Consider the following 23545-nt stretch of genomic DNA (forward strand, 5'->3'; position numbering starts at 1 on the left):
TGGGATTGCTCCCTAGAAAGGAGGTGATCCAGCCGCACCTTCCGGTACGGCTACCTTGTTACGACTTCGTCCCAGTCGCGGCTCCTGCCCTCGGCCGCTGCCTCCCATACGGGTTAGCCCACGGACTTCAAGCATTAGCCACTCCCATGACGTGACGGGCGGTGTGTACAAGGCCCGGGAACGTATTCACCGCGCCATGGCTGATACGCGGTTACTAGCAACTCCGCCTTCACGGGGGCGAGTTGCAGCCCCCGATCTGCACTGAGACCACGTTTTGGCGATTAGCTCCGCCTTGCGGCTTGGCAACGCATTGTCGTGGCCATTGTAGCGTGTGTGTCGCCCCGGACGTAAGGGCCATGCTGACTTGACGTCATCCGCGCCTTCCTCCGCCGGTCACGGCGGCAGTCTCGGTAGACACCGGTAACTACCGACGCGGGTTGCGCTCGTTGCGGGACTGAACCCAACATCTCACGACACGAGCTGACGACAGCCATGCAGCACCTGTGACGCCCCCTCGAAGGCCGCGTCGTTTCCGACGCCTGCAGCGTCATGTCAAGCCCGGGTAAGGTTCTTCGTGTTGCGTCGAATTAAACCACACGCTCCGCTGCTTGTGCGGGCCCCCGTCAATTCCTTTGAGTTTTAAGCTTGCGCTCGTAGTCCCCAGGCGGCCGGCTTACCGCGTGAGCTAAGGCGCCCAGCGCGCTCGCGCGCGCCAAACGCCGAGCCGGCATCGTTTACGGCGTGGACTACCCGGGTATCTAATCCGGTTTGCTCCCCACGCTGTCGCGCCGCAGCGTCAGGTCGAGCCTAGGCGGCCGACTTCTCCACTGGCGTTCCTCCGGATCTCTACGCATTTCACCGCTCCACCCGGAATTCCGCCGCCCTCTGCTCGCCTCAAGCCTGCGCGTATCGGCGCGCCTCGCCCCGTTAAGCGGGGCGCTTTCAGCGCCGACGCCGCAGACCGCCTCCGCGCCCTTTACGCCCAGTAACTCCGGACAACGCTTGCCCCCTCTGTCTTACCGCGGCTGCTGGCACAGAGTTAGCCGGGGCTGCTTCTGGCGGTACCGTCATCATCGTCCCGCCCGAAAGGAGTTTACAACCCGAAGGCCGTCGTCCTCCACGCGGCGTTGCTCCCTCAGGCTTGCGCCCATTGGGGAAAATTCCTTGCTGCTGCCTCCCGTAGGAGTCTGGGCCGTGTCGCAGTCCCAGTCTGCCCGGTCGTCCTCTCAGACCGGGAACCCGTCAATGGCTTGGTGCGCCGTTACCACACCAACTACCTGATGGGCCGCAGGCCCGTCCCGGAGCGCCGGTTGGCTTTCCTCCGTAGAGCGTATGCGGGATTGTCCCGTCTTTCGACGGGGTATCCCCCACTCCGGGGGTGGTAACCCACGTGTTCCTCAGCCGTTCGCCACGCAGCCGGCACATGGCCGCTGCGTTCGACTTGCATGCATTAGGCACGCCGCCAGCGTTCGTCCTGAGCCAGGATCAAACTCTACATGATTGGTGCTGAGCCACAGCTTGCGCTGTTTCCCGTCACCGAATTGACATGGCGTTTATCTCTGGTTCACTCGTCATTCAGTTGTGAAGGTGCTTCTGCGGAACGAGGGAGAAAACAAAACCAAGAAAACTCAGCGTACTGAATTTTCTTGGCGACGTCTCTGAATTGTCTTCAGCGCGTTTCGCTCGAGTTTGCTCTCCACTTGTTTGGTCTGCCTCGCTGCTCGCGAGTGAGACCTCGTTCGTTCCAGCCCGCGTAGTATAGCACGCTGGTCGTAGGTTGTCAAGAGGGTACAAAATTTCGCATTTCTGCCCTTGAGGAAGCCTTAAATCAATTTTTTGAAGCAAGAGCAATTTTGTGAATTTTTCACCACTTTCACAACGAACCGTGCGCGCTAGCTGTGTTACGATTTATGAGGCATTGATTAGAACGACGAGCAGTGAGGAGCTATGCTGAACCTTTCGCAAGCGTTGCGCAGCGTGTCGGTAGTTGAAATCGCCAGCTATATCCCGGGGCCACTTTGTGCCGCGATCCTTGCCAAGTTAGGGGCAACGGTGATCAAGATTGAACGTCCCGGCGGAGACCCGATGCGCACCCTACCTCCACTCGATCAGACTGGTGAAAATCCGCTCTTTTCGCTGCTTAATCACGCCAAGCAATGCCGGGTGCTGAATCTGCGCCAAGCAAACGATCAAGCAGTCTTGCACGATTTGGTACGGTCGGCTGATGTGCTGATCGATGGCTTGCGCCCGGGTGCGCTTGGCCGGCTCGGTCTGTCTGATGACGTGTTGTTACAGGCTAATCCGCGGTTGCTGATAGTAGCCATTGGCGGTGCGCCGGCAACCCATACGCGCCGCGCCGAGGCGTTGCACGATTTGAACGCACAAGCGTTAAGCGGGTTGCTCGCTGCTGGCGAGCCGCCACCGCGCGTACCCGGTGTTCACGCCGCTGATATGGTGAGCGGCTTGATGGCCGCCAGCGCCGTCTTGGCCGGCTTGCTCGCCCGTACTACGACCGGCCAAGGCGGTCGCATCGAAACCTCAATGCTTGCCGCTGCGCGTTGGCTCAATACACCAGCATTGGCGCTCGCGATCGCTGGGTTGGCGGCTGATGATACGCTTAGCGGTGGTCTCGCTTGTTACCGTCTGTATCAGACGGCTGATGGCCGCTTTCTCGCTGTCGCTGCACTCGAAACCCATTTCTGGCAACGGGTCTGCACGGCGCTCAACCGGCCCGATCTCGTTCCATTACAGTACGACCCTGCTGCTCAGCCGATACTCACCACTGCGCTAGCGGCGGCTTTTCGCCAGCGCTCACTCACTGAATGGATGGCAATCTTCGCGCCGCTCGACGCATGTGTTTCGCCCGTCTTGACCCCGCAAGAAGCAGCGCAAGACGGACCGGTAAGCGTGGCGTTGGCGATCGAAACCTGATCTACGGCATCGGGTTAACCGATTGGCCAGCCGCAAGTTGGGCAATCGCCGGTCGTAGCTCGTCGAAGGTAATCCCACCTTCGTAGCGCGCTTGGATTACACCGTTGCCATCGACAAGGAATGTCCACGGCTCGGTGCGGAGATTCCACTCTTGCATCGCCGGCACGAGCTTGGCCTGTTGAAACGACTCGCCGAATGGATAGGGGTACACCTCAACGTGAATGAAGTTGACCCGATCGCCAAATTCGCTCTTGAGTTGCTTCAAAACACTCATATTCGGTGCGCAAACCGCTGTTTGGCAGAAACTTGGCGTTGAGAACGTCACCACGAATGGCTTGCCGCTCGCTATAGCATCAGCAATGGTCAGCCGGTAGAAATCAGGATCAGGCCGCGGGTCTGAGGTTAACTGATCGAGCGCAGGCACATCAGCCGCGGTCAGATTGCGTGACGGGATGGCTTTATCACCGACCATGGGCGCAAAGGCGCGCTCGCTTACATCGAGCCGAATGCGACTCTTCTGCGTACCACCTGCCTGCGGAATGACAATTTCGGCTTCCCAACCGCCAGCCCGATCGAGATTGGCGTAAGCAACGTAGAGACCGACCGGCAGCCCTTGACCTCGATAGACGGCCTTGGCCGTTGTGACCGGCTGGGTGCGATCACCGCCGGGGCCAACGTAGTATAATGTTACATCAAGTGAAAGATTTGGATCGTTGAGCGGCACACCACCCTGTAATAAGCCAAACGGCAGCCGGTTAAGACCAACCACCAATTCTGATGCGGCAATCACTGGTGCAATTGGCGCCGCCTCGGCTTGAGGTGACGCTACTTGGCGGCCACAGCCTGAGATGAAAACGGCCACGAGCAACACCATCGCCAAAATAAGACGCGAGTGCATAACAAACGTTCTCCTCTATTGCAAGACATCACGACGAAACGTGGCTCGATACGTGGTTTCGGCTCGTTCCACCACAACGGTAATTTCCCACCAGCCTTCCATAGTGTACGCTGTGCGCGTCCAATAACGCCCCGGCCCGTCTGGCAAGGCGACCGGTCGCGTCACCCCCATTGGCATCTCCGGCATATCGAGATCGAGATACACGTTGGCGTCATTAACCGGATTGCCCTGCGCGTCAGTGAGCAAAACCACAAAATCGACCGCCGTATTCATCTTGGCCCGGTCGGGCGTGTCGAGAGTGATTGACAAGCCATCAACGATTTTCGTTTCGCGCAACGGTGTCACGCTGTTGCCACACGCCGTTACGAGAGCAAGCAAGACAACAAAACCGAGTGAACGAATGAAACCCGTCATAGCGATTTCCGTACACCTTCGACCAACAATGGCAAGGCTGCCAACTGGACCAGATGAAACAGGCCGTTGTGATCGAATGGTATCTCGCCAATCACGACTTCAAGCGAACTGGTCTGAATACCAGCGGCAGCGATCGTGACTAAAATCCCCAGCATGATCCGATCAGCACCGGGCAATTGGCGACGACGGGCCAAATCGGCATAGATAGCCAATGCACTGACCATCGCTACCAATTCGTAGATAATAAACGCGAGAAAACCCCGCTGCACCCGCCGGCTGAGCCACGTAAAACCGGGAGCGATTAGGGCTAGCACTGGCAAAACGCACTGCCCGGTTCGTTCTCCCCAGCGATCGCTGAACGCAGCGGTCGTGAAAAGAGCAATGATGAGTGCCAGCAATACGTTCAGCGGTTGCCACAAACGCTCACGGGTTGAGGGTGAGAGGCGCAACCCATGCACAATAGCCCCCAGCGCACTGCTGGCGGCCAAGAGGGCAAAAGCGACTTGCCAGATGCGCCGGCGCCAACCTGCAACGCCGCGTAAGCGTTGTATCGAAATCAGCGCTGCTCCTGCCAGCGCCAAATCAGTTGCCGCTGTGGTCTGTTCACGCCGATCAGCAATAAGGAGATCGACAAGCCATTGCTTCACATGGCAACCTTGGTCTAGAGCACAATCTTTCGTTCAGCGATCAGGCGCTGGCGCAAACGGCGAAAGAGCGTGTCGTAATCGAGCCGTTCGTGCGTAATCTCATATTTGTACGCCTGCAACATCTGATGCACCTCGGCATTCAGGCGATCTTCCACCTGAAGTTCATCAGTCATAATATCGACAATGGCAGCCCGCAGTTCTGGATCGCCAGCTTGAAACAGCACCCCATCCGTCTCGGCCAACACATCGACCAGCATCGTCGCAAGTTGCTCAACTTTCGCTGGAGAAAGCTTCATTGGTGCCCCCTCTAAATGCGTCCAGCGGCCCGAAACGCGCGCCGCACCTCGGCTAGTTCGGCGAGCCGTTCGGGCGGCAACGGGCGCGCGCCGCCAAAGAGATGGGCCGCCAGCAAGGTGCGCGCGCAGTGTTCAATTTGTTCCATGCGGTGAAACGCCTGCATCAACGTGGCACCGTAGGTCAAGGCGCCATGGTAGGCCAGCAAGATGGCCTCGTGATCGGCGACAAACGGCGCAATCGCCGCGCCCATTTCAGGAGTGCCGGTCAGGGCGTAGGGTGCGGTTGGAATTGGCCCTAAGGCGATCAACGCCTCTGGCAACAATGGTTCCGCTAAGTTGACTCCGGCTAACGTCGCCCCCACTGCCGTTGGCGGATGGGCATGGACGCACGCCATCACGTCGGGCCGCTGGCGATAGACGAAGAGGTGCAGATAGCGCTCGGACGATGGTTGGCGGCCCGGCGCACCCCGAATCAAGTGGCCATCAAGATCAACTACAACGACATCGTCAACGGATAACATCCCCTTCGCCAAACCTGCCGGCGTCATCAGGATCGTCCCATCGGGCAACCGCGCCGAGAGATTGCCGTCGCCGGCAACGATCAACCCGCGCTCGTACAATAAACGACCGCATAGAACCATCTCGGCGCGCAGCGCCGCTTCTACCTCAGTGAGTTCGGTGGTTGTCATAGCGTTTGTGTTGGCGTAAACGGAAGAACAAGACAGCGGCAACAATCCAGCCCGACCATGCCAGCAGCGGACGGCTAAACCGCATGATAAGCATTACGATGAGTAGTACGGTTCGCAAACTCTGAATTACTAGCCGCTTAGCAAGGTCAGGGCGTGGCGTTGCCGTCCAATCAATCTGGTTGAGACGCGGCAATAAGCCGCGTTCCACACACCCTTCAAGTGAAAAGAGGTAAAGGGTATCGGTGTAATGTGCGGCGAGTTGCAAATCACGTTCGAGCGCGTCCCACGTGAGTGGAGGCAAATCTTCGGCGCTGCTTGATCGCACGGCGCTGCCGACAATACAACCGACCCCGATCGCATCAGCCGCCGGGCCGTAACTGTCGATCAGCGCGCCACCAAGATCGTTACCCAATTTTTCGATCGGAATACTGCTAAAGCAGAGCAACACCTCTACGTCAGCCGGGAGATCGACAATATCGAGTGCGCGTTGAATGGTTGTAGTCGCAGCACGCCGATCATCGATGATCAAGGGCAACTGGTAGGTATGCACCTCGTAGCCGTCGTGGTGCATTTCGGCGATCAAATCAATGTAAGCGGACCGCGCGCTCTCGTACAAGACATTTTCGTGGGCGAGCCAGATCCGGCGAGCAATGTCACGAATGCCACGTCGCCGGCTGGCAATCACTTCCCCTAGCGGAGGCTCAATATCAAGCCCAATCGCCTGAAAGTGCAGCTTGTGCGCGATCGCCCATTGCCGCGCGGCACGGTAGCGCTCAATCGCTTGCGGATAGTTCTGGAGGTTAAACCAGAACCCTTCTTCCGCCGGCAATAGCAACCATGCAATCACCGGGATCCGGTGTTGGTTGAGGGTGGCAATTGCTTGCGCCGTCTCTGCCGAGAGATTGTGCAGGGCGACAGCAACGCCGTACTCACCGGCGGCGAGAAAGTCGAGCAACCCCGGTGTGGCGAGTAACTCAAGCAGGGCCGGCCCCTCAAGCTCACAGAAGAAGATGATGTGGGGTCGTCCCAGCGTTGATGGTATTACGGCTGGCAGTGATCTCGTTTGCACGTCTGCATTATAGCACTGTCGCTTTCACGCCGTCGCCAGTTGCGGATGGCGCCGCCAGTGTTGCGTCGCCTGCTCATAGGCGTAAGCTAGTTGTAAGACTCTGACATCGGCACGCGGACGGCCGATGATCTGCAACCCGACCGGTAATCCGTCATGGGTGAAGCCGGCTGGCACGGCGATTGCCGGCGTATTACAGACCGAGATGTAGTAGCACGAGCGCATCCATTCGATATAGTTGCGCATCGGTATGCCATTGATCTCGGTAATATACGGTTGGTCGACCGGGAATGGCGGCACTTGGCTCACCGGCGCGATAATGAATTCATAGGTCTGCATAAACTCGTGCAGGCGTGCTAGCAACGCCGCGTGTAAGCGCATTGCACGCCCAACCTGCGGCCCGCTCAACGCTCGCCCGGCCTCGATGTTCCAAACCACCGTATCTTTCATACGAGCGCGTTCGCGATCGAGCAGCTCACCGAGTGCAAGTTCGTAGCGAAAGGCGCGCATGACCTGAAAGATCTCGTCGGCGTCGCTGAGATCAGGAGTCGCCTCTTCCACAATGCAACCGAGCTGCTCGAACACGGCCCGTTGCGCGGCAATCACGTCGCTCACCCGCGAATCAACCGGCAAACCACCTAGATCCGGACTCCACGCCACCCGCACACCGCGCAGATCGCATTCAAGCGGTTGGGCAAAGATGCTGGCCGGCTCGCTGATCGAGAGCGGCGCGCGTGGATCAGGCCCGGCAATGGCTTGCAAGATCAGGGCAATATCGGCCACCGTGCGCGCCATTGGGCCATCGATCGCGAATGGCAAGTATGGGGTGGGATCCGGCCAAACCGGCACGCGACCGGGTGAGGTGCGAAAACCGACCACGTTACAATAACCGGCTGGATTGCGCAGCGAGCCGCCCAAATCGCTCCCATCGGCAATCGGGATCATCCCGCATGCCAATGCCACGGCCGCCCCGCCACTACTGCCACCGCAGGTTTTGCTTAGGTCGTAGGGATTGCGGGTGGGGCCAAAAATTGGGTTAAAGGTCTGCGAACCAGCGCCAAATTCGGGAGTGTTGGTCTTGCCGATAGTCACGGCCCCGGCAGCTTTGAGGCGAGCAACGATCAGAGCGTCGAAGTCGGGCACAAAATCGGCAAAGATCGGCGAGCCATAGGTGGTACGCATGCCTTTGGTTTCGGCCAGATCTTTGTGCGCCACCGGCAAGCCAGCCAACGGGCCGGGATCCTCACCGCGCGCTAGCGCCTGATCAATGGCACGAGCGCGATCACGCGCACCTTCCACATCGAGCGTGACAATCGCATTCACCAATGGATTGAGCGCTTCGATCCGAACTAAATGAGCCGCAAGCACTTCGCTGGCCGAGATGGCACGCTGGCGGATCAAACGGGCAATGGCGGTCGCCGGTTGTAAACAGAGGTCGGTAGGCATAGGAATCTCTCGTTCAAGGCAACGGATGGTAGCGATCGGTCATTATCGCAGCTCGCAGAGGTTATGATACATCGGAATGCCTACAATGGATTGCAAGTCTTTCCTATGATGGCAGGCCTGATGTGGGAATAGCCACGAAAAGACACACATGACGCAAAGAGGAAACGTCAAGATTTTGGAGACTTTTGTGTGTTTCTGTGACAATTCCAAGCCCCACGCCGCCCGCAATATCCCCGGCCCTAAAGGGTCGAGCGATGGGTGCGAAGCCCGCTCCGCAGGCTTGGTTACCACTAATGCAGAAGGTGACCAGCAGATTTTTGCGGCTTTTGTACGTTTTGGCAGCTATTCCGTGGTGTATGATGAGAACGCATAGCAGAAGACAAGTATGAGCAACGGATTGTCTACCACAACCTAGGCTTTGCTCGTTTACGAAAGAAACCATGCCTAATGAATGACTGGATCATTTACGGTGCGAACGGCTACACTGGCGAACTGATTGCCCGCGCGGCAGTAGCAGCCGGTCTACGACCGCGGTTGGCTGGGCGTAATGCGGCTGCAATTAGGACGTTGGCCAACACGTTAGGTTTGCCATTCACCATTTGCCGGCTTGAGGATCGAGAGGGGTTACACCAAGCGTTGCAAGGCGCGCAAGTGGTACTACACTGCGCCGGTCCTTTCCAAGAGACCAGTGCGCCGATGGTTGAGGCATGCCTACAGACGGGAGTTCACTACCTTGACATCACTGGCGAGATTAGCGTCTTTGAGGCCGCAGCCAAGCAAGATGCCGCTGCCCGACGAACGGGAGTGATGTTGATGCCGGGAGTTGGTTTTGATGTTGTGCCATCCGATTGTCTGGCCGCTCACCTTGCCCGCCGGTTGCCGGAGGCGACGTCGTTGGCGCTGGCGTTTCGCACCTTTGGCAGTATCTCGCGCGGCACTGCGATCACGATGTTGACTATGACCACTCGCGGTTGTGAGCGGCGCAACGGCCAGCTCATTATCACACCGCCATTGCACGAGGTGCGCATGTTCGATTTTGGGCGGGGGCCTCAGCCGTGCGTGAGCATTCCGTGGGGTGATGTCGCCACTGCCTACTACACCACCGGCATTCCCAACATCAAGACCTTCGTAGCGATCCCACGCCGCGCACAGCGTTGGTTCAGCTTAGCTCGGCAGCTCCTGCCAATCGTGCAGCTACCAACAATACGAGCAGGATTGCGCCACTTGCTAGCACGGACATTGCACGGACCCGATGCCACCACCCGCGCTACTGGGCGAAGCATCATCGTGGGGGAAGTCACCGATACGACGGGACGGTGCGCAACCAGCCGTTTGACCTGTCCAGAGGGCTATACGCTCACCGTGCAGACGGCGCTGCTGATTGTGCAGCGGGTCTTGAACGGCCACACAACCGCCGGCTTTCATACCCCGGCAGGATTGTACGGACCGGATTTGATCTGCGAGGTGCCGGGAGTAACAAGGAGTGACGAATAGCGATACAGCTATATGCCAGTATGTTGGCATGTATTGAGCAGAAACTCTTTCACCATTTCGTGGTAACTGCTATATGGCAGTAGAGATGCCGCATTCCATATCTCCCACTGCGGTAGTTCTACGTCTACACGCGAAACTTTGCCGGGTCGAAGGTGGAGCTACAAGCAACAACCACATGACCGTCCTTTCCAACGAATATTCAAGAGCCGACAGAACACACGAGTGTAGATGTAGGGGATGGCTTTGAGATGAGGCGGTTCATCCTCAATTCCTGCCCTTCTCCCACTGGTGCTAGCGAGGCTCCTGTGTTCCACGCCCGCAATGCCGTGCCTGCCATCTCGTAGCTCCCCCTCGCCCGCCCTGAGGGGGGATGAGGGTCAGCAGCTTGCACAGCAGGCTTTGTCAGCCGAGCGAGGTCCTTCCGGGCCGGGTTCTCTGCGTAGAAGTAAGCGGCTGTGCTCAACCATACGTTCTATCAGCCCTCTCCTCTGGCGCGGGCGAGGGGTGCGCAGCGCCAAGCGTTGAGGCATTGCACAGCGATCAATCAATAGTTACAATCGATTTCTGTCCACCTCTCAACCACCAAATACCAACGCGTTCCCATTAGGAGGAACGCACCTATCCAGTGCTTCATCCACCCAAACGTGCGTTACGTTTTTAGCGGCCATTCTCTACGACAACCAGCGTGCCCGCCGGATACCGGCGGGCACATCTGCCAAAAGCCACCTTAGGATTGCGTTGCGTGCCTCGTAAGCGAGCGCGCCTGCCAACAGCTTGATAACCAGCATGAATCACCCAAACCGCAACCAATCCTTCTTGGTTTACCCCAACCACCTGCCAATCACCGGCTCGTGGTCGAACAAGACAACGTTTGCCAGCCGCCATAGAACCTTGCTTTCTAACGACCCATCTGGCGCACGATTTGCTGCCGCTCCTCGGCAGTCACGAGACCAAAGCTGTCACCGCGATTCAGGTAAACAATCTCTTCGTTCTTGATCCCAACCACTAGATCGGGCAAGGAATCGCCGTTTAGATCGGCCAAGCGCATCGTGATCGGCGTCAAATCCTCGTTCGCCCCTACCAAGTATGGCCCGATCAGCGTGCGCGTCTTGCTCACGTCACCACCGGGAATTTCGAGGATCAACACCTGCCGATCGAGATTCATCGCGATCAGGCGCGTTGGCCTAACGGTCTCCTCGGCGCGACCGACATCCGCCGTCAGATGGAACGTGCGTGGTCGCCCATACCGCCAGTCATCAACCACTACTTGCCCCCAGCTAATGACGGCGCTGACCAGCACATAAAGCGCTAGAACTGCCAACAACCCAGTCACGATATATGCTGTGGTACCGAGAGCTGGCGCCGGCACGGCCATCGTAGACATCCGGCGCGGTGAACGGATTTCACGACTTGTTACTGCCATAGCAGCCCTCCTCCGCGAAATAGCCAGTATCATAATAGAACAAAAGTTCGCCCGCTCACTTGTTCGAAAGTATACCAGAGCCACGATGGACTGTCAAGAACTTTTGTACTACTTTTTCAACAACCGGTGGGCAAGGCGGTTGTGGTACAATGCCATGCGAGTATTTGTTGCGTCACGTTCCGGTGGTTAAACGCTCAGACGGGTACTGCGCCTGCCGTATGCTACTTGAGTTGCAGATTCAGGATTTTGCCATTATTGACCGTCTGCATCTGCGCTTTGAGCAGGGCTTTAACGTGCTGACCGGCGAAACCGGCGCTGGTAAGTCGATCATTATTGATGCCCTCGGCACCTTGCGCGGCGAACGAGTCGATCCCACCTTTGTGCGCGCTGGCTGTACTCGCGCCCGGATCGAGGGCGTCTTTAGTCTCGATGATTGCCCGCACTTGCTCCCCCTGCTCACCGAACACGATCTGCTGGACGAAGATGAAGATCAGGTCATCCTCGCCCGCGAGATTTCGGCTGAATCGGGACGAAGCGTCGCCCGCATCAATGGCCGAGCCGTCAACAGCGCCACCCTGCGCGAAATCGGCAGTCGTTTAATTGATATTCATGGCCAGCACGAGGGCCAATCACTCTTCAACCCGCGCACCCACCTTGAGTTACTCGACCGCTTCGGCGATCTGTTGCCGCTCCGCCAACAAGTAGCCGAACAATTGGCCGCGCTGCGCGTTGTGCAAGCCCAGTTGGTCGATCTGCGCACCGGTGAGGCGCGCCGGCAGGCTCGGATTGAGGAACTAGAAATGCTGCGCACCGATGTGGCGGCGGCGAAGCTCAAGCCGGGTGAAGAGGAAGCGTTGCTGCGCGAGCGTTCGATTATGCAGAATGCAACGCGCATCGCCACGCTGGCTGATGACGCTTACCGGGCGCTGTACACCGGCACCGAAGGGCGTGGCGAGCGACCGGCAGTTGAGTTGCTGTCACTGGCGGCTGATGCGCTCACCGAGCTGGCCCGTTTCGATGAGCGAGCCGGGCCGTTGGCCCAGCAGGCTACCGAGTTGCATTACCAGCTCGAAGAGCTGGTGATCGGGTTGCGCCGCTATCGCGCCGATCTTGACGTTGATCCGCGCCGGCTCGATGCGATTGAAGATCGCCTCACCGTGTTGCGTGATCTGCAACGCAAGTATGGCGTGGATGTGGCAACGTTGATCGAGCGAGCCGCCAGCGCCGAGGCCGAGATCGAGCGGTTGAGCAACAGCACCGCCCAGATCGCCGCCCTTGAGACGCAAGAGCAACACCTGCTCGCTGAATTGGCCCGCCGCGCGCTTGAGCTGTCGCAACGGCGGCGGCAGGCCGGTGAGGAGTTGAGCCGTCAAATCAGCGCGGCGATGCGTGATTTGGCGATGCCACATGTGCAGTTCGCTGTCCAAATTGATCACGCCGATGATCCGAACGGCCCGCTAATCAATGGCCGCCGGCTGGCCTGCGATCGTACCGGCATCGATCGAGTCGAGTTTCTGATCTCACCGAACCCCGGCGAGCCATTGAAACCGCTGGCCCGCATTGCTTCCGGCGGCGAGAGCGCGCGCTTGCTGTTAGCGCTGAAATCGATTTTATCGCAGGTTGATGAGGTGCCGACGCTGATTTTTGATGAGGTTGACGCTGGAGTGGGCGGGCGCGCCGGGCATGTGGTCGGCCAAAAGTTGTGGGCAATCAGCCAGCGCCATCAGGTGTTGTGTATTACCCACCTGCCGCAAGTCGCCGCTTTTGCTAACGCCCATTACCATATTCGTAAAGAAGTGGTCGCTGGACGCACCCGCACCAGCGTTGAGTCATTGTCGCCCGAACAACGGATCGATGAGATTGCGGCTATGCTTGACGGCATACCCAACGACCATAGCCGGGCCAATGCCCGTCAGATCTTGGAACGGGCGCAGGCGTGGAAAGGAGGGGTGGCTGGGGCAACCCACGGGCCGTCCCCTCAGCGAGCTTCATAAACCGATGAGCAGGGCAGCCAATCGGCTGCCCTAATAGAGAGGCCGTTGTCGCCACTATGTCTCCCCAAAGTTCGCTAAGTCGCTGGAGCGCGTGGATCGTTGAGGCGAGCTGGTTGCTGGCGCTGACGCTGGTACCGATCTACTTCAACCTCTATTCCGCGCGCCATTTTGAACCTGATAAAGCGGCAACGCTGCGTTCGCTGGCGCTGATCGGGGTTGCTGCCGCCATCGTCTGGCTGCTCGATTGGCTGAACCAGCGCGCCTCAGATCAGCCATCAGCCAACGGCTCATGGTGGGCCGCGCTGCGCGCAATGCCGCTCTTCTGGCCTACGGTTGCCTACACTGCCGTCTTTATCCTAACGACCGTTACCTCGATCACTCCCGCCGCCAGCCTGTGGGGGTCATACCAGCGGATGCAGGGACTGTACACCTACCTCTCCTATCTTATGCTCGGCGTGCTGGCGGCATTCACTGTGCGCACCCCTGCCCAACGTGAACGTTTTATCACGATGAGCCTCGCCGCCGCTGCGGTGGTGGCAGTGTACGGCATCATGCAGCACTACCAGCTTGACCCGCTGCCGTGGCGCGGCGATGTAATTGCGCGGGTGGCTTCGACGCTCGGCAATTCGATCTTTGTAGCGGCGTATCTCATCATGATCGTGCCGCTGGCGCTTTACCGGCTGTTCGCGGCGCTAGCCGCCTCGCGTAATGCGCCGCTCACTTCGCAGCCGTCTGCCGAATGGCGCTGGACAATAGCGCGCGGCCTGCTCTGGCTGGCCGGCATGCTGCTGATTATCGCGATTTTGAAGTTTAGCGTCGCGATCCGCACAATTGATTTCCGCTACTGGTGGCTCTTTCCGGGAGCAGTAATCTGCGCGACGGCGCTCTGGTGGTTGCTGACTATCAACCGCAGCCAGCCGCTGCCACGTTGGCCCCTCCTGCTCACCTTCGCGTATCTGCTCGGTTTTGGGCTGGCCTTCGCCGTCAATGCCACCACTGGCGTGCAACAGTTCGCTACTCCTGACATTGCCGCTAATGCGCTCGATTGGTGGCTGTGGTTGGGATTGGCAGTGGTCGCGCTGCTCGCCGGCTATGGGTTAACCCTGTTCGGCCCAGCGCCGGCGGAGCCATCGCGGTTGGGATGGCAGCTCAAGGCAGCGGCCAGCGCCATTGTGCTCGCTCTTGTCATCGTCACCATCTTTTTTAGCCAGAGCCGCGGGCCGTGGATTGGTCTGGGAGCAGGTCTGTTTTTGTTCGTATCACTCACGCTGTGGTACGGGCGAAAGCGGCTACATGTGAGCGGCAATTGGCACGGCAGCCGGTTGCTAGCGCAGGCGCTGGCGGCTTGGGTGGCGATCACGCTGGCGACCGGCGGCTTTCTGATTGTGTTTAACCTCTCGGATGCGCCCTTCTTTACCCAATTGCGCGAGGTCCCGTACCTTGGCCGGATGGGCCGGCTGTTGGAAGTCGAGAGCGGCACTGGGTTGGTGCGACGCTTGATCTGGGTGGGAGATGAGCACGCTGGCGGAACCATTGGTCTTATCACCAGCGACCCGCTGCGATTACTGATCGGTTGGGGGCCAGAGAGCATGTTTGTCGCTTTCAACCGTTTCTACCCGCCATCGCTGGCTAATGTCGAAGCGCGCGGCGCTTCGCCCGACCGCTCGCATCAGGCCTTTCTCGATGAAATTGTGACCAAAGGGTTGCTCGGCCTAACCGCTTATCTCTGGCTGATCGGCAGCTTTGTTTGGTTCTGCCTGCGCCAATTGCGCCAGCCGGCCAGTTGGCGGCACCATCTGCTTATCATCGCCATCCTGAGCGCGATCACGGCCCATCTGGTCGAGGGTTTGACCGGCATCCCAATTGTGGCGACGCTGATGATGTTTTGGCTGCTGCTTGGTCTCACGATTGCGGCTGAACGGGTCGAGTGCAGCCAAGAATCTGCCCCGGCGCCTGAGCCGGTCGCCACAACCAAGACGGCGGCACGTCAACCGGCCCGGCGCGGCCAGCAACGTCCACTCACGCGCCGGCCCGCTACGCGCCGGCCTGCTGCCGGTATGCTCGGCACTGCCGGCTTGATCGGCTTTGTTGCTGCCGGTTTGATCTGGTGGCTGAACATTCAGCCGGTCTATGCCGATATGCGTTTCCAGCAAGCGCAAAGCTACAGTGATCAGGGACAAGTCTCGGCGCGAGCACTGTTAGTTGCGCTCAACGAATCGATTGCCACCATTCGGGCTAATCCCGGCGAAGATTTCTATTACCTGCATTTGGCCCGCACTCTGATGAATCTAGCTGACACCCTGCGCGGGCAAGGCGCAGCGATGGGCGAGGCCGGCAAACCCGATCTCGACGCACTGCTGCGGCTTAATAGCGTGGAAGCGGTTTCCGCCTTCGTCCAACGCTCCGCCCCCCTCAGTTTGATTGCCTATGCCGAAGCAGCTCTGCAACGCGCTCACCAGCTCAGCCCACTCAACAAAGATCACTACGCTAATCTAGGTCGGATCAACACCTTCTGGTATGGGTGGACGGGTGACGTGCAACGGTTGTACACGGCACTCCAGTGGTACGAACGGGTGGCCGAGATTGCACCGCAAGATGTAGCCCTCATAAACGAACGAGCCGGTGTGTTGATGAAACTGGCCGAGCACGCAACGACGAGCGGCGATGCCGTCCAAGCTGGCGCCTTCTTCCAACAAGCTGACGAGTTATTGCAAACCTCAGCCCGGCTTGATCCGCGTTTTGGTGACACGGCGCTCCGACGCGGCGATTTGGTGCGCTTCCGCACCGGCGATCTCGACGCAGCTACGACATTCTACCTGAAAGCCATCGAACAGGCGCCGCAGCAGATGGTTGAAAACCTTGATCGGATTGCACGGGGGCTGAGCAGTCGGCCCGATCTGCTCAGTCAACTCCGCACCGCCTTTGCGGCGCAGGCTGAACTGGCCGAAAAGGCCCTCGCCGAAGTGCAAGGCAAGCCCGAACGGGCCATCGATCTGCCTGCCCTTACCGCGCAAGCTGCCGGCTTATACGCCGCCGTGGCCCGGCTAGCGGTGCAGACCGAGGATATGGCCGGCGCGGTCGCACCGTTTGCACGTGCAGTTGCTATTCAACCCGACAATGCTGCGTTGAGCGAGCAATACACGCTGATCCTCAGTGAAACGCTGCAATACGATGCGGCGCTCGCCGAAGCGCGCCGGTTGCTGGCGGTCTTGCAAACTAGCGGGCGCACCAACGAGATGGCGCGGGTCGAGCAGTTGATGACCTTGATTGAACAGGCGCGCAAATAACGCCAAGACTATAGGCAGCTTTGCATCTTGGCATTGAAACGACAGGCTATGGCTAACATCGCCCTCATCTTGATCGCTGCACTCACCTTCTCGATCCTCGCCACACCGATTGCGCGGCGCATGGCATTGCGCAGTGGTGTGATTGCCATTCCCCGCGCTCGCGACAACCACACCACGCCGATCCCGTTGCTTGGTGGGGCGGCGATCTATGCCGCGTTCGTCGCCGCCTTGCTCATTTTTGGCGATCAGGCCCATATTCGCGAATTGATTGGAATTTTGCTTGGCGCGACAATTGTGTCGCTGTTCGGGTTGGTTGACGACCGCTGGGGGATGCCGGCACTGATCAAGTTGGCTGGGCAAACGCTGGCAGCTATCGTTCTGCTGCTCGGCGGGACGCAGGTGCAACTCTTACCGTGGTCGGCGCTGAATTGGGCGATCACCCTGCTATGGGTGATTGTCATCACCAACGCGATCAATTTTCTCGACAATATGGATGGGCTATCCGGCGGGGTAGCTACGATCGCCGCCGCATTCTTCTTGTTGCTAGCAGCAATGAATGAACCGCGGCAGGTGTTGGTCGGCGCGATGTCGGCAGCGCTGATCGGGGCCTGCATCGGCTTTTTGCGCTACAACTTTAACCCAGCTAGCATCTTTATGGGTGATACCGGCAGCCTGTTTATCGGCTTTATGTTGGCGGCGCTCGCGATCAAGCTACGCTTTCTGAGCAATACCCCGCTGGTCACGTGGCTAGTACCGGTCTGCGTGCTAGGATTGCCGCTCTTTGATCTCGCGCTCGTCTTCGTGGCCCGGATCCGCCGGCGGGTCAACCCCTTCACCACTGCCGGCAAAGATCACCTCTCCCACCGCTTGTACGCGCTCGGAATGACCAAGCGCGAATCGGTACTGACTTGTTATTTGCTGGCCGGTGCAAGCGGGTTGGTAGGGGTCTATGTCACTCAAGCGCGGCCCTTTGAGGCCTACCTCGTGTTTGCCGGCCTGCTAGTCATTGCCATCAGCGGGATCGTCTGGCTCGAACGGGTCTGCCCATCAGGGCAGCCACGGCAGGGAAGGTAGTGGTGTAGGGGCAGCGTGCATACTACCCCTACACCCCCGCACCAACATCGCTACTCCTCGCGCGATGTCCACGCCTCGTACAGCTCGTCCTTGGTCTTGATACCAAGCCGCGGCAAGGCATGGTTGACGACATAGGTCGCCGCGGTATGGCGGTTCTCCCACATCGCCTGATGCGCTTCGGGCAACTGCTCCCACGGCACCACTGCCGGTTCGGTGATCGTGATCAGACCGGCGCTGATCTCTTCGTTCATCCGCACAATCTCATAAGCGTTCGAGAGGTGCGTACCGAAGATCTGAGCCGTCGGCATATAGATACGGCGCTGGCGCACCCAAATCTGCGGCGCGAAGAACGAATAGCGCCGCCCGCCGATATCCTCGAAGTAGACGATCCGTCCGGTGAAGGGCTTGATCAGCATCGCGCTCACCGCGAGCGCATCGTGGCCGGCACGCTCGATGATCAAGTCGGGATAGCCGCGCGGGTTATCAGGGGTGCGCAAGAAGCCGCCAACCGCACTGCCGATCGGCTTGAAGGTCAGGTCATTGAAACGACGCACCGCCTCTTTGAGACCCTGCGGATCCTTGCGCGAATCGGGTAGCGGCGGCATCGTTTTCGGCCACTCGAAATCATCGCCGAAGCGCCGCTTGAGATCGGCGATGCTGACCACGCCGCGCAATGCCGCACCAAAGCCCAACGAGAGCACAAACTCGCGTTGCGCATCGCTAGCCGTCACCACCACAATCCGCGCCCCCATCAACCGTGCTGCCTCAATTGCTTCAAGGCCGCTGCTATCGATGAGATCATCGCTACCCACACCGTAGTAGATCAAGACCCCCTCACCGGCGCGCAACCCAGCCCGGCGCAGCATCTCGGTCGGCGAAGCTGCGCCGGGTTTGCCAATGAAGGTGAAGTGATAACCGCTGCTCGCACCGTAGAAGGTCAGGGTTGGGATATGGCCATCACGCGGCTCACCGAGCAGTTGGAAGCTGCGCGGGAAGGCCGTCTCGCCAGCGTGCGAGACCACGTAATCGGCCAAGCGACCATCGTTCTGGGATCGGAACATCTCGAGCAACGGATGGCCGGCAGCCTCCCATGACGCCCATTCAGACGGGTCTTCCGGCACGCGGGTGAAGCAATTGGCGATCGCCGGATCTTTGCGGTTAATTGCCCCCTTGCCGCCTGCTCCGATCACCGTTGCTGCGCGGTCAGCCGAGCTGACCATACCGATCACATTGAGGCCGTTGCGGGCCGCAGTGCGGGCCGCATCGAGACCGGTACCGGTTGCCGCGCCCTCGATGAAAATCGTGCGGCCGGGTTGCACCCGCAGCGTGGTAAAGAGCGCGCGATAGATCGTGCCCAGATTGAGGATATAGCTACCCGCCGCCTCGATGGTCATATCTGGTAACACCGGCATACACTGCGGCGCTTGCGCCACCATAAACTGCTGGTGTGAACCATCAGGCGTATCATTGCCTTGGATGACGAAATCGACTGCCATCGGATCAAGGCCCACCAACGGCGAGAGCAGATCGTTCTGACCAGAGTAGATAGCGACCAAATCGCCGATCTTCAGCCGGCCTTCGCGGCGCGCCTCTTCACCGAGCGCCACCACCAAACCGATCCCGCCTGAACCGGTCACGTGCCAGTCACGGTCGTGTTCGTCGAACCGCGACACCGGAATGCCGGTAATCGCCCAAATATCGTTGAAGTTGACTTCCGAAGCCAGCACGTAGATGAGCGCCTGATTGGCCCGAGGCCGCTCGACCGGAATGATAATCTGCTTCTCAGCCACGATCGGGTCGCCGTGCATCGCCGCACCGGTCTCTGGATCGCGGATGAAAGCCTGCGCGTACTGCCACTTCGGAATCCGATCGACGCCGGGGAAGAAGGGCGAACCGATCGGCAATAGCTCCTTCTGCTCTAGCAAGAGTTGCTCCTGTTCGGGAGTGATCAATGGCCGGCGTGTGGGCAACGGCGGGCTATGGCGATCGAGGAACTCACGGATCCCACGCTTGCCACCATTCGGATCAACCACTGCCTCGGCAAATAGCTTCGCCTCGTGCTCAAGACCGGCCTCGAAACCATGGATGAAGCCGTAGCGGATCGCATCAAGGGCGCGATGCACGGCGGCGTCACGCCCAACGATATGCGACTGCTTGATAATGCGCTCAACCCGCGGATGAGCAATGATCGAGCGCAGCTCGTCATCAGCGAAGTGCGGGTTGGGCTTACGCCACTCTTCGAGCTGCTCGTGACGGTGGCGGAAGGCCTTGGTGACTGCCGCCTCTTCGCGCAACGTGCCATCGGGACCAATCGCCTCACGGGCCAGCTCGCACGCCAGCGCGAGCGCGTCGTAATCGCCGGTCGCGATTGCATCGATCAAGCCCAACTCGAGCGCCTCGTCAGCCGGCACGCTGCGCCCACCCAAGATCATCTCTAACGAGCGTAACAGACCGGTACCATTATTGCGCTTATAGAGCAAGCGCGGCAGCCGTTGCGTGCCACCATAACCGGGCAGCAAGCGCAGATTGATCTCAGGCTGGCCAAACTCAGCGTAGACATCGGCCACCCGATAGTGGCAGGCCATCGCAAACTCCAGACCGCCACCGAGCGCCACACCGTTGATCGCCGCGATGCACGGCTTGTTCATGCGCTCGATCTTGCGGAAGGCGAGGTGTGCGTTGTTTGGCAGCGCCATCGCCTCTTCGACCGTATGAATCTCTTCGAGCAACTGGCGAATGTCGGCACCGGCCACAAAGCTCTTCGCACCTTGACCGGTAAAGACAACCGCCGCCACATCACTCCGCCGGCTGAGGTGATCGACAATCGTATTCAGCTCATCGAGTGCACGCTCGTTAAGCGCATTGACCGGCGGGTTAGTCACCGTCACCACCGCCAGCTTACCGGCGCTGGCTGTAGGCGGATGGTACTCGATGCGGAAGTAGCGGTAGCGCTCGATGATCTGCTGCTCTTCGGCCATGCGCTGCTTGCGCTTCCACTCGGCGATCTTGGCCGCGATCTCTTCCAGCACCTCTGGATTACGCAGCGTCGTGGTGTCACCCAACGGTTCATCGAGCATCATATTGCGCAGGAAGCGGCGCATATACTTGCCGCTGCGCGTTTCGGGGAAGGCGCTGACCTCGATGTAATCTTCAGGCACGCTCACCGCCCCCTTCTCGGTGCGCACAATCTCATCGAGCCGCCGGCGATCGGCAGCGGTTAGTCGCCGGCCCGGCGCTGGCTGGATGAAGGCGACCGGCGTCAGACCCTTCTCGCGGTGCGGCGCGCCGACCACAATACAGTTGCCAACCGGCGAGTCGGGTGTTATCTGGCGATCGCGCAGGATCGCGCCCTCAATCTCTTCGGTGCCCATGCGGTGGCCCGACACGTTGATCACGTCGTCCGAGCGGCCATGGAGGGTAAAGCTGCCGTCAGGGTACTTCATGGCAAAGTCGCCCTGAATGTAGCCCCACTCGCCGTTCGGCCCGCGCCGCCAGTAGGTCTTCACAAACCGCTCGGCATCGCCCTTCCACGCCCGCAGCGGGATCTCGCCGCGCAAATAGGCCTCAAAGCCGGGCACATCACCCCAGATTGTGCGCGTCAGGTACGGATAGGGCGCCGTAATCACGATCTCGCCCTTCTCTTCGTAATCGGCCACCCGATAACGCACATTGCCACTCTCATCCGTTTCGGCCACCCACACCTCGCCGGCAATCCACGGCAAGGGATAGGTATGCGCATCAGGACGGAGCGGGAAGTCGTTATTGCCGTAGAAGTGCGTCCAAACAATGCCGCCGTGCTCGGTCGCCCAGTACGAATTGATATACTGCGGCGTCATGATCTGCATCCCGAACTGCTGCACTGCCGGGCTAACCGGCTCGGCGCAGAAGGTGGCTACCCGCAGAGTTGACATGTCGTAGAGCCGCACGTCTTCGATATTCTGCGGGTTCGACATCACCGTCTTCAGGAACGTGACACCGGCTTTGAAGATCTGCACATTGTACCGCTCGATAATACTGGCGAAGCGACCCGATGAAGGGAAGAGCGGCGACCCCTCGGCGATCACGCCGGTGAGGCGACCAGCCATCGTCGCGGTGAGCATATAGCTCTGGCCAGTAATCCAGCCCGGATCGGCAATGACGTAGATCGTATCACCCGGCTCGGCATCGAAGCTTACCGGCAGGGTGTGCAAAATGCCGGCGACATACCCGCCGTGAACATGGATTACACCCTTGGGCTTGCCAGTGCTGCCAGAAGTATAAATGATAAACATCGGATACTCGGCATCGACTGGCTCGCAGGGAACGCTGGCATAGAGCGCGCGGATAAGTTGTTCATCGGATAGGCTGAACAGCTCAGCTTCGCTATGGACATCAACACCGGCAGCGCGCGCATTGGCCAAAATCTTCTCAAGGGCCGCATCCAGCAGCTCATGGCTCCAGCGATCGCGTTCCTCATTCCACAGAATATCTTGACCGGTGTGGCGCACCACAATCACTGCCTCAACCCGCGGCGGCGTTGTCACCAGCGCCTGCGCCAAGATTGTGCGCACATTGGCTTGGATGGCCGCATCCAGATCGCGCATCTGAGCCAGCGCCGCCCCGACCCCACGCATCACGTCCGATCGCTCGATGGTGATCTCACCCTCCAACGCCGCATCAACTTCGGCAAGTATCTTCTGACGCTGGTCATCGGTCAACGGCAATGTCGCTAGCGTATCGGTCACAATCTGGCGCGCGGTTTCCACCGGCACATATTTATCGAGCGCCTGATCGGTATAAGCCTCTTTGTAGGGCACCACTTGCGCATTGCGGTAGGCGCCGTCCGAGGTAATCACCACCCGCGCGCCGGCATTATGGATGCGATCTGACAGCGTCTTGTCAGAGAAGCCACCGAAAACTGGCGTGTAAATGATTCCCAACCGCTTAGCCGCCTCGATATAATAGATCTGCGGCATAATATTCGGCATATTGAGCGCAATCCGGTCACCTTTCTTGAGGCCAAGATCGCGCAACACTTGCGCCGCCTTCACCACCTCGACCAGCAACCGCCGCCGGGTGATCGTCTCTTGCACTACTGGCCCGCCGCGACCATCATTGAGCGAGCTATCCCAGCGATCACCCTCGAAGTAGAAGGCCACCTCGTCGCCGTAGCCCATCATGACGTGGCGGTCAACTTCGTTGAAACAGGCATTAGTCAAACCGCCAAGGAACCAGCGGTAAAAGGGCGCTTCGCTATCATCAAACGCCTTTTCCCATGGCTGATAGTCGGCTGGATAATCCACCTCGACCGATGCACCGGTGGCCGCATCAAGCCCTTCCCAGCGCTGACTCGTCTCATTGAAGCGGATCCAACAATGATGGGCCGGATCGTACCAGTGGATCAACGTCCGAGCGATTGCGCCATGGAAGGCGCCGGGATCGGCCAGCGCAGCAGCGCGCTGTTGTTCCCAAGTAACGCGATCCCGAATTGGATTAGAACGGGGCGCCCGTGGTGGGGCGGGGGGCGCAGTGTCGATCATCGACAGTCCTCCTCGACGCATGTCAAAACTAATCTACCGGTTGTGATATAGATAACAAGGGGTGCATATTATAGGTTACCCCTCGTGACGCAATTCGTCAAGACCTCAATAATTGAGAATTGTTCACCGTTTGCTTAACAGAGATGCATAACCACACCGGTGCAGCTCATGTCGACCGATCAAATCTGGATTGTCGATATGCGTCCTATGCATAGCTGGAACCAACCGCTGCCGAGCGGCGGCTGGCGCCTGAGTACAAACAAGACAGATCATTGGATTGGTCGGCGAGAACGGCAGCCGAGCCATTGGCATAACGGCAGCAAACCTCCCTACCAGCAATCGTCGCATAAGCTTACATTGCAAGGTG

15 protein-coding genes and 1 rRNA gene are annotated in these 23545 nt (G+C 59.2%); 5 read left to right on the top strand and 11 right to left on the bottom strand.

The window, feature by feature from the left end:
• Nucleotides 1–16: 16 nt before the first annotated feature.
• Nucleotides 17–1501: ribosomal RNA gene (locus Q1A59_RS00545) — 16S ribosomal RNA — on the bottom strand.
• A gap of 446 nt (nucleotides 1502–1947) precedes the next feature.
• Here Q1A59_RS00545 and Q1A59_RS00550 point away from each other — a divergent pair.
• Nucleotides 1948–2931, top strand: a complete 984-nt coding sequence (locus Q1A59_RS00550; protein WP_298482381.1) for a CaiB/BaiF CoA-transferase family protein — start codon at nucleotides 1948–1950, stop codon at nucleotides 2929–2931.
• A gap of 1 nt (nucleotide 2932) precedes the next feature.
• Here Q1A59_RS00550 and Q1A59_RS00555 read toward each other — a convergent pair whose 3' ends face one another.
• The 7 genes from Q1A59_RS00555 to Q1A59_RS00585 are packed head-to-tail and all read right to left on the bottom strand — an operon-like array spanning nucleotide 2933 to nucleotide 8387.
• The gene (locus Q1A59_RS00555) at nucleotides 2933–3829 is read right to left on the bottom strand and encodes a thioredoxin family protein (protein ID WP_298482379.1); all 897 of its coding nucleotides are present in this window, start codon (nucleotides 3827–3829) and stop codon (nucleotides 2933–2935) included.
• A 15-nt stretch (nucleotides 3830–3844) separates the two neighbouring features.
• Entirely contained in the window at nucleotides 3845–4243 is a 399-nt protein-coding gene (locus Q1A59_RS00560) for a FixH family protein (protein WP_298482377.1), read from the bottom strand.
• Nucleotides 4240–4890 carry a DUF6962 family protein gene (locus Q1A59_RS00565; protein WP_299643358.1) on the bottom strand — a complete coding sequence of 217 codons (651 nt, stop codon included), beginning with the start codon at nucleotides 4888–4890 and terminating at the stop codon, nucleotides 4240–4242. Before Q1A59_RS00565 ends, Q1A59_RS00560 begins: the two co-directional genes overlap by 4 nt.
• A gap of 14 nt (nucleotides 4891–4904) precedes the next feature.
• Nucleotides 4905–5186 carry a DUF507 family protein gene (locus Q1A59_RS00570; protein ID WP_298482373.1) on the bottom strand — a complete coding sequence of 94 codons (282 nt, stop codon included), beginning with the start codon at nucleotides 5184–5186 and terminating at the stop codon, nucleotides 4905–4907.
• A gap of 11 nt (nucleotides 5187–5197) precedes the next feature.
• Nucleotides 5198–5875: a class II aldolase/adducin family protein gene (locus tag Q1A59_RS00575; protein WP_298482370.1), complete on the bottom strand. Its 678-nt coding sequence runs from the start codon at nucleotides 5873–5875 to the stop codon at nucleotides 5198–5200.
• A complete protein-coding gene (locus tag Q1A59_RS00580) occupies nucleotides 5853–6944 on the bottom strand; it encodes a hypothetical protein (RefSeq protein WP_298482369.1) in 1092 nt (363 codons plus the stop codon). The genes Q1A59_RS00575 and Q1A59_RS00580 overlap by 23 nt, the downstream gene beginning before the upstream one ends.
• 24 nt (nucleotides 6945–6968) lie before the next feature.
• Complete coding sequence (locus Q1A59_RS00585) at nucleotides 6969–8387, bottom strand: amidase (protein WP_298482367.1); 1419 nt, start codon at nucleotides 8385–8387, stop codon at nucleotides 6969–6971.
• 447 nt (nucleotides 8388–8834) lie between these two features.
• Between Q1A59_RS00585 and Q1A59_RS00590 the strand changes: the two genes are divergently transcribed.
• Entirely contained in the window at nucleotides 8835–9881 is a 1047-nt protein-coding gene (locus tag Q1A59_RS00590; protein WP_298482365.1) for a trans-acting enoyl reductase family protein, read from the top strand.
• A gap of 657 nt (nucleotides 9882–10538) precedes the next feature.
• On the opposite strand, the gene Q1A59_RS00595 is transcribed toward Q1A59_RS00590, so the two are convergent.
• Entirely contained in the window at nucleotides 10539–10766 is a 228-nt protein-coding gene (locus tag Q1A59_RS00595) for a hypothetical protein (RefSeq protein WP_299643363.1), read from the bottom strand.
• A 13-nt stretch (nucleotides 10767–10779) separates the two neighbouring features.
• Nucleotides 10780–11304 (bottom strand): hypothetical protein, encoded by a 525-nt coding sequence (locus tag Q1A59_RS00600; RefSeq protein ID WP_298482363.1) that lies wholly within the window; start codon nucleotides 11302–11304, stop codon nucleotides 10780–10782.
• Nucleotides 11305–11522: 218 nt separating this feature from the next.
• On the opposite strand from Q1A59_RS00600, the gene recN reads away from it, so the two are divergent.
• Genes recN through Q1A59_RS00615 form a run of 3 tightly spaced genes read left to right on the top strand, consistent with a single transcriptional unit; the run spans nucleotide 11523 to nucleotide 17659 of the window.
• Nucleotides 11523–13298: a DNA repair protein RecN gene (gene recN, locus Q1A59_RS00605; protein WP_298482361.1), complete on the top strand. Its 1776-nt coding sequence runs from the start codon at nucleotides 11523–11525 to the stop codon at nucleotides 13296–13298.
• A gap of 56 nt (nucleotides 13299–13354) precedes the next feature.
• Entirely contained in the window at nucleotides 13355–16585 is a 3231-nt protein-coding gene (locus tag Q1A59_RS00610; protein ID WP_299643367.1) for a hypothetical protein, read from the top strand.
• 48 nt (nucleotides 16586–16633) lie between these two features.
• A complete protein-coding gene (locus tag Q1A59_RS00615) occupies nucleotides 16634–17659 on the top strand; it encodes an MraY family glycosyltransferase (protein WP_298482357.1) in 1026 nt (341 codons plus the stop codon).
• A gap of 50 nt (nucleotides 17660–17709) precedes the next feature.
• Here the strand turns inward: Q1A59_RS00615 and pcs are convergent, their stop codons facing one another.
• Nucleotides 17710–23178, bottom strand: coding sequence for a propionyl-CoA synthase subunit Pcs (gene pcs, locus Q1A59_RS00620; RefSeq protein ID WP_298482356.1), 5469 nt, complete (start codon nucleotides 23176–23178; stop codon nucleotides 17710–17712).
• Nucleotides 23179–23545: the final 367 nt, after the last annotated feature.

Source organism: uncultured Chloroflexus sp. (assembly GCF_937951745.1).
In the GTDB taxonomy this organism is placed as follows: Bacteria; Chloroflexota; Chloroflexia; order Chloroflexales; family Chloroflexaceae; genus Chloroflexus.

What these genes read in the sequence shown, in the direction of transcription:
- recN (WP_298482361.1), top strand. Translation starts at nt 11,523, where the DNA reads ATGCTACTTGAGTTGCAGATTCAGGATTTTGCCATTATTGACCGTCTG.
- Q1A59_RS00595 (WP_299643363.1), bottom strand. Translation starts at nt 10,766, where the DNA reads ATGGCGGCTGGCAAACGTTGTCTTGTTCGACCACGAGCCGGTGATTGG.
- Q1A59_RS00600 (WP_298482363.1), bottom strand. Translation starts at nt 11,304, where the DNA reads ATGGCAGTAACAAGTCGTGAAATCCGTTCACCGCGCCGGATGTCTACG.
- pcs (WP_298482356.1), bottom strand. Translation starts at nt 23,178, where the DNA reads ATGATCGACACTGCGCCCCCCGCCCCACCACGGGCGCCCCGTTCTAAT.
- Q1A59_RS00585 (WP_298482367.1), bottom strand. Translation starts at nt 8,387, where the DNA reads ATGCCTACCGACCTCTGTTTACAACCGGCGACCGCCATTGCCCGTTTG.
- Q1A59_RS00575 (WP_298482370.1), bottom strand. Translation starts at nt 5,875, where the DNA reads ATGACAACCACCGAACTCACTGAGGTAGAAGCGGCGCTGCGCGCCGAG.
- Q1A59_RS00570 (WP_298482373.1), bottom strand. Translation starts at nt 5,186, where the DNA reads ATGAAGCTTTCTCCAGCGAAAGTTGAGCAACTTGCGACGATGCTGGTC.
- Q1A59_RS00590 (WP_298482365.1), top strand. Translation starts at nt 8,835, where the DNA reads ATGAATGACTGGATCATTTACGGTGCGAACGGCTACACTGGCGAACTG.
- Q1A59_RS00550 (WP_298482381.1), top strand. Translation starts at nt 1,948, where the DNA reads ATGCTGAACCTTTCGCAAGCGTTGCGCAGCGTGTCGGTAGTTGAAATC.
- Q1A59_RS00615 (WP_298482357.1), top strand. Translation starts at nt 16,634, where the DNA reads ATGGCTAACATCGCCCTCATCTTGATCGCTGCACTCACCTTCTCGATC.
- Q1A59_RS00610 (WP_299643367.1), top strand. Translation starts at nt 13,355, where the DNA reads ATGTCTCCCCAAAGTTCGCTAAGTCGCTGGAGCGCGTGGATCGTTGAG.
- Q1A59_RS00555 (WP_298482379.1), bottom strand. Translation starts at nt 3,829, where the DNA reads ATGCACTCGCGTCTTATTTTGGCGATGGTGTTGCTCGTGGCCGTTTTC.
- Q1A59_RS00560 (WP_298482377.1), bottom strand. Translation starts at nt 4,243, where the DNA reads ATGACGGGTTTCATTCGTTCACTCGGTTTTGTTGTCTTGCTTGCTCTC.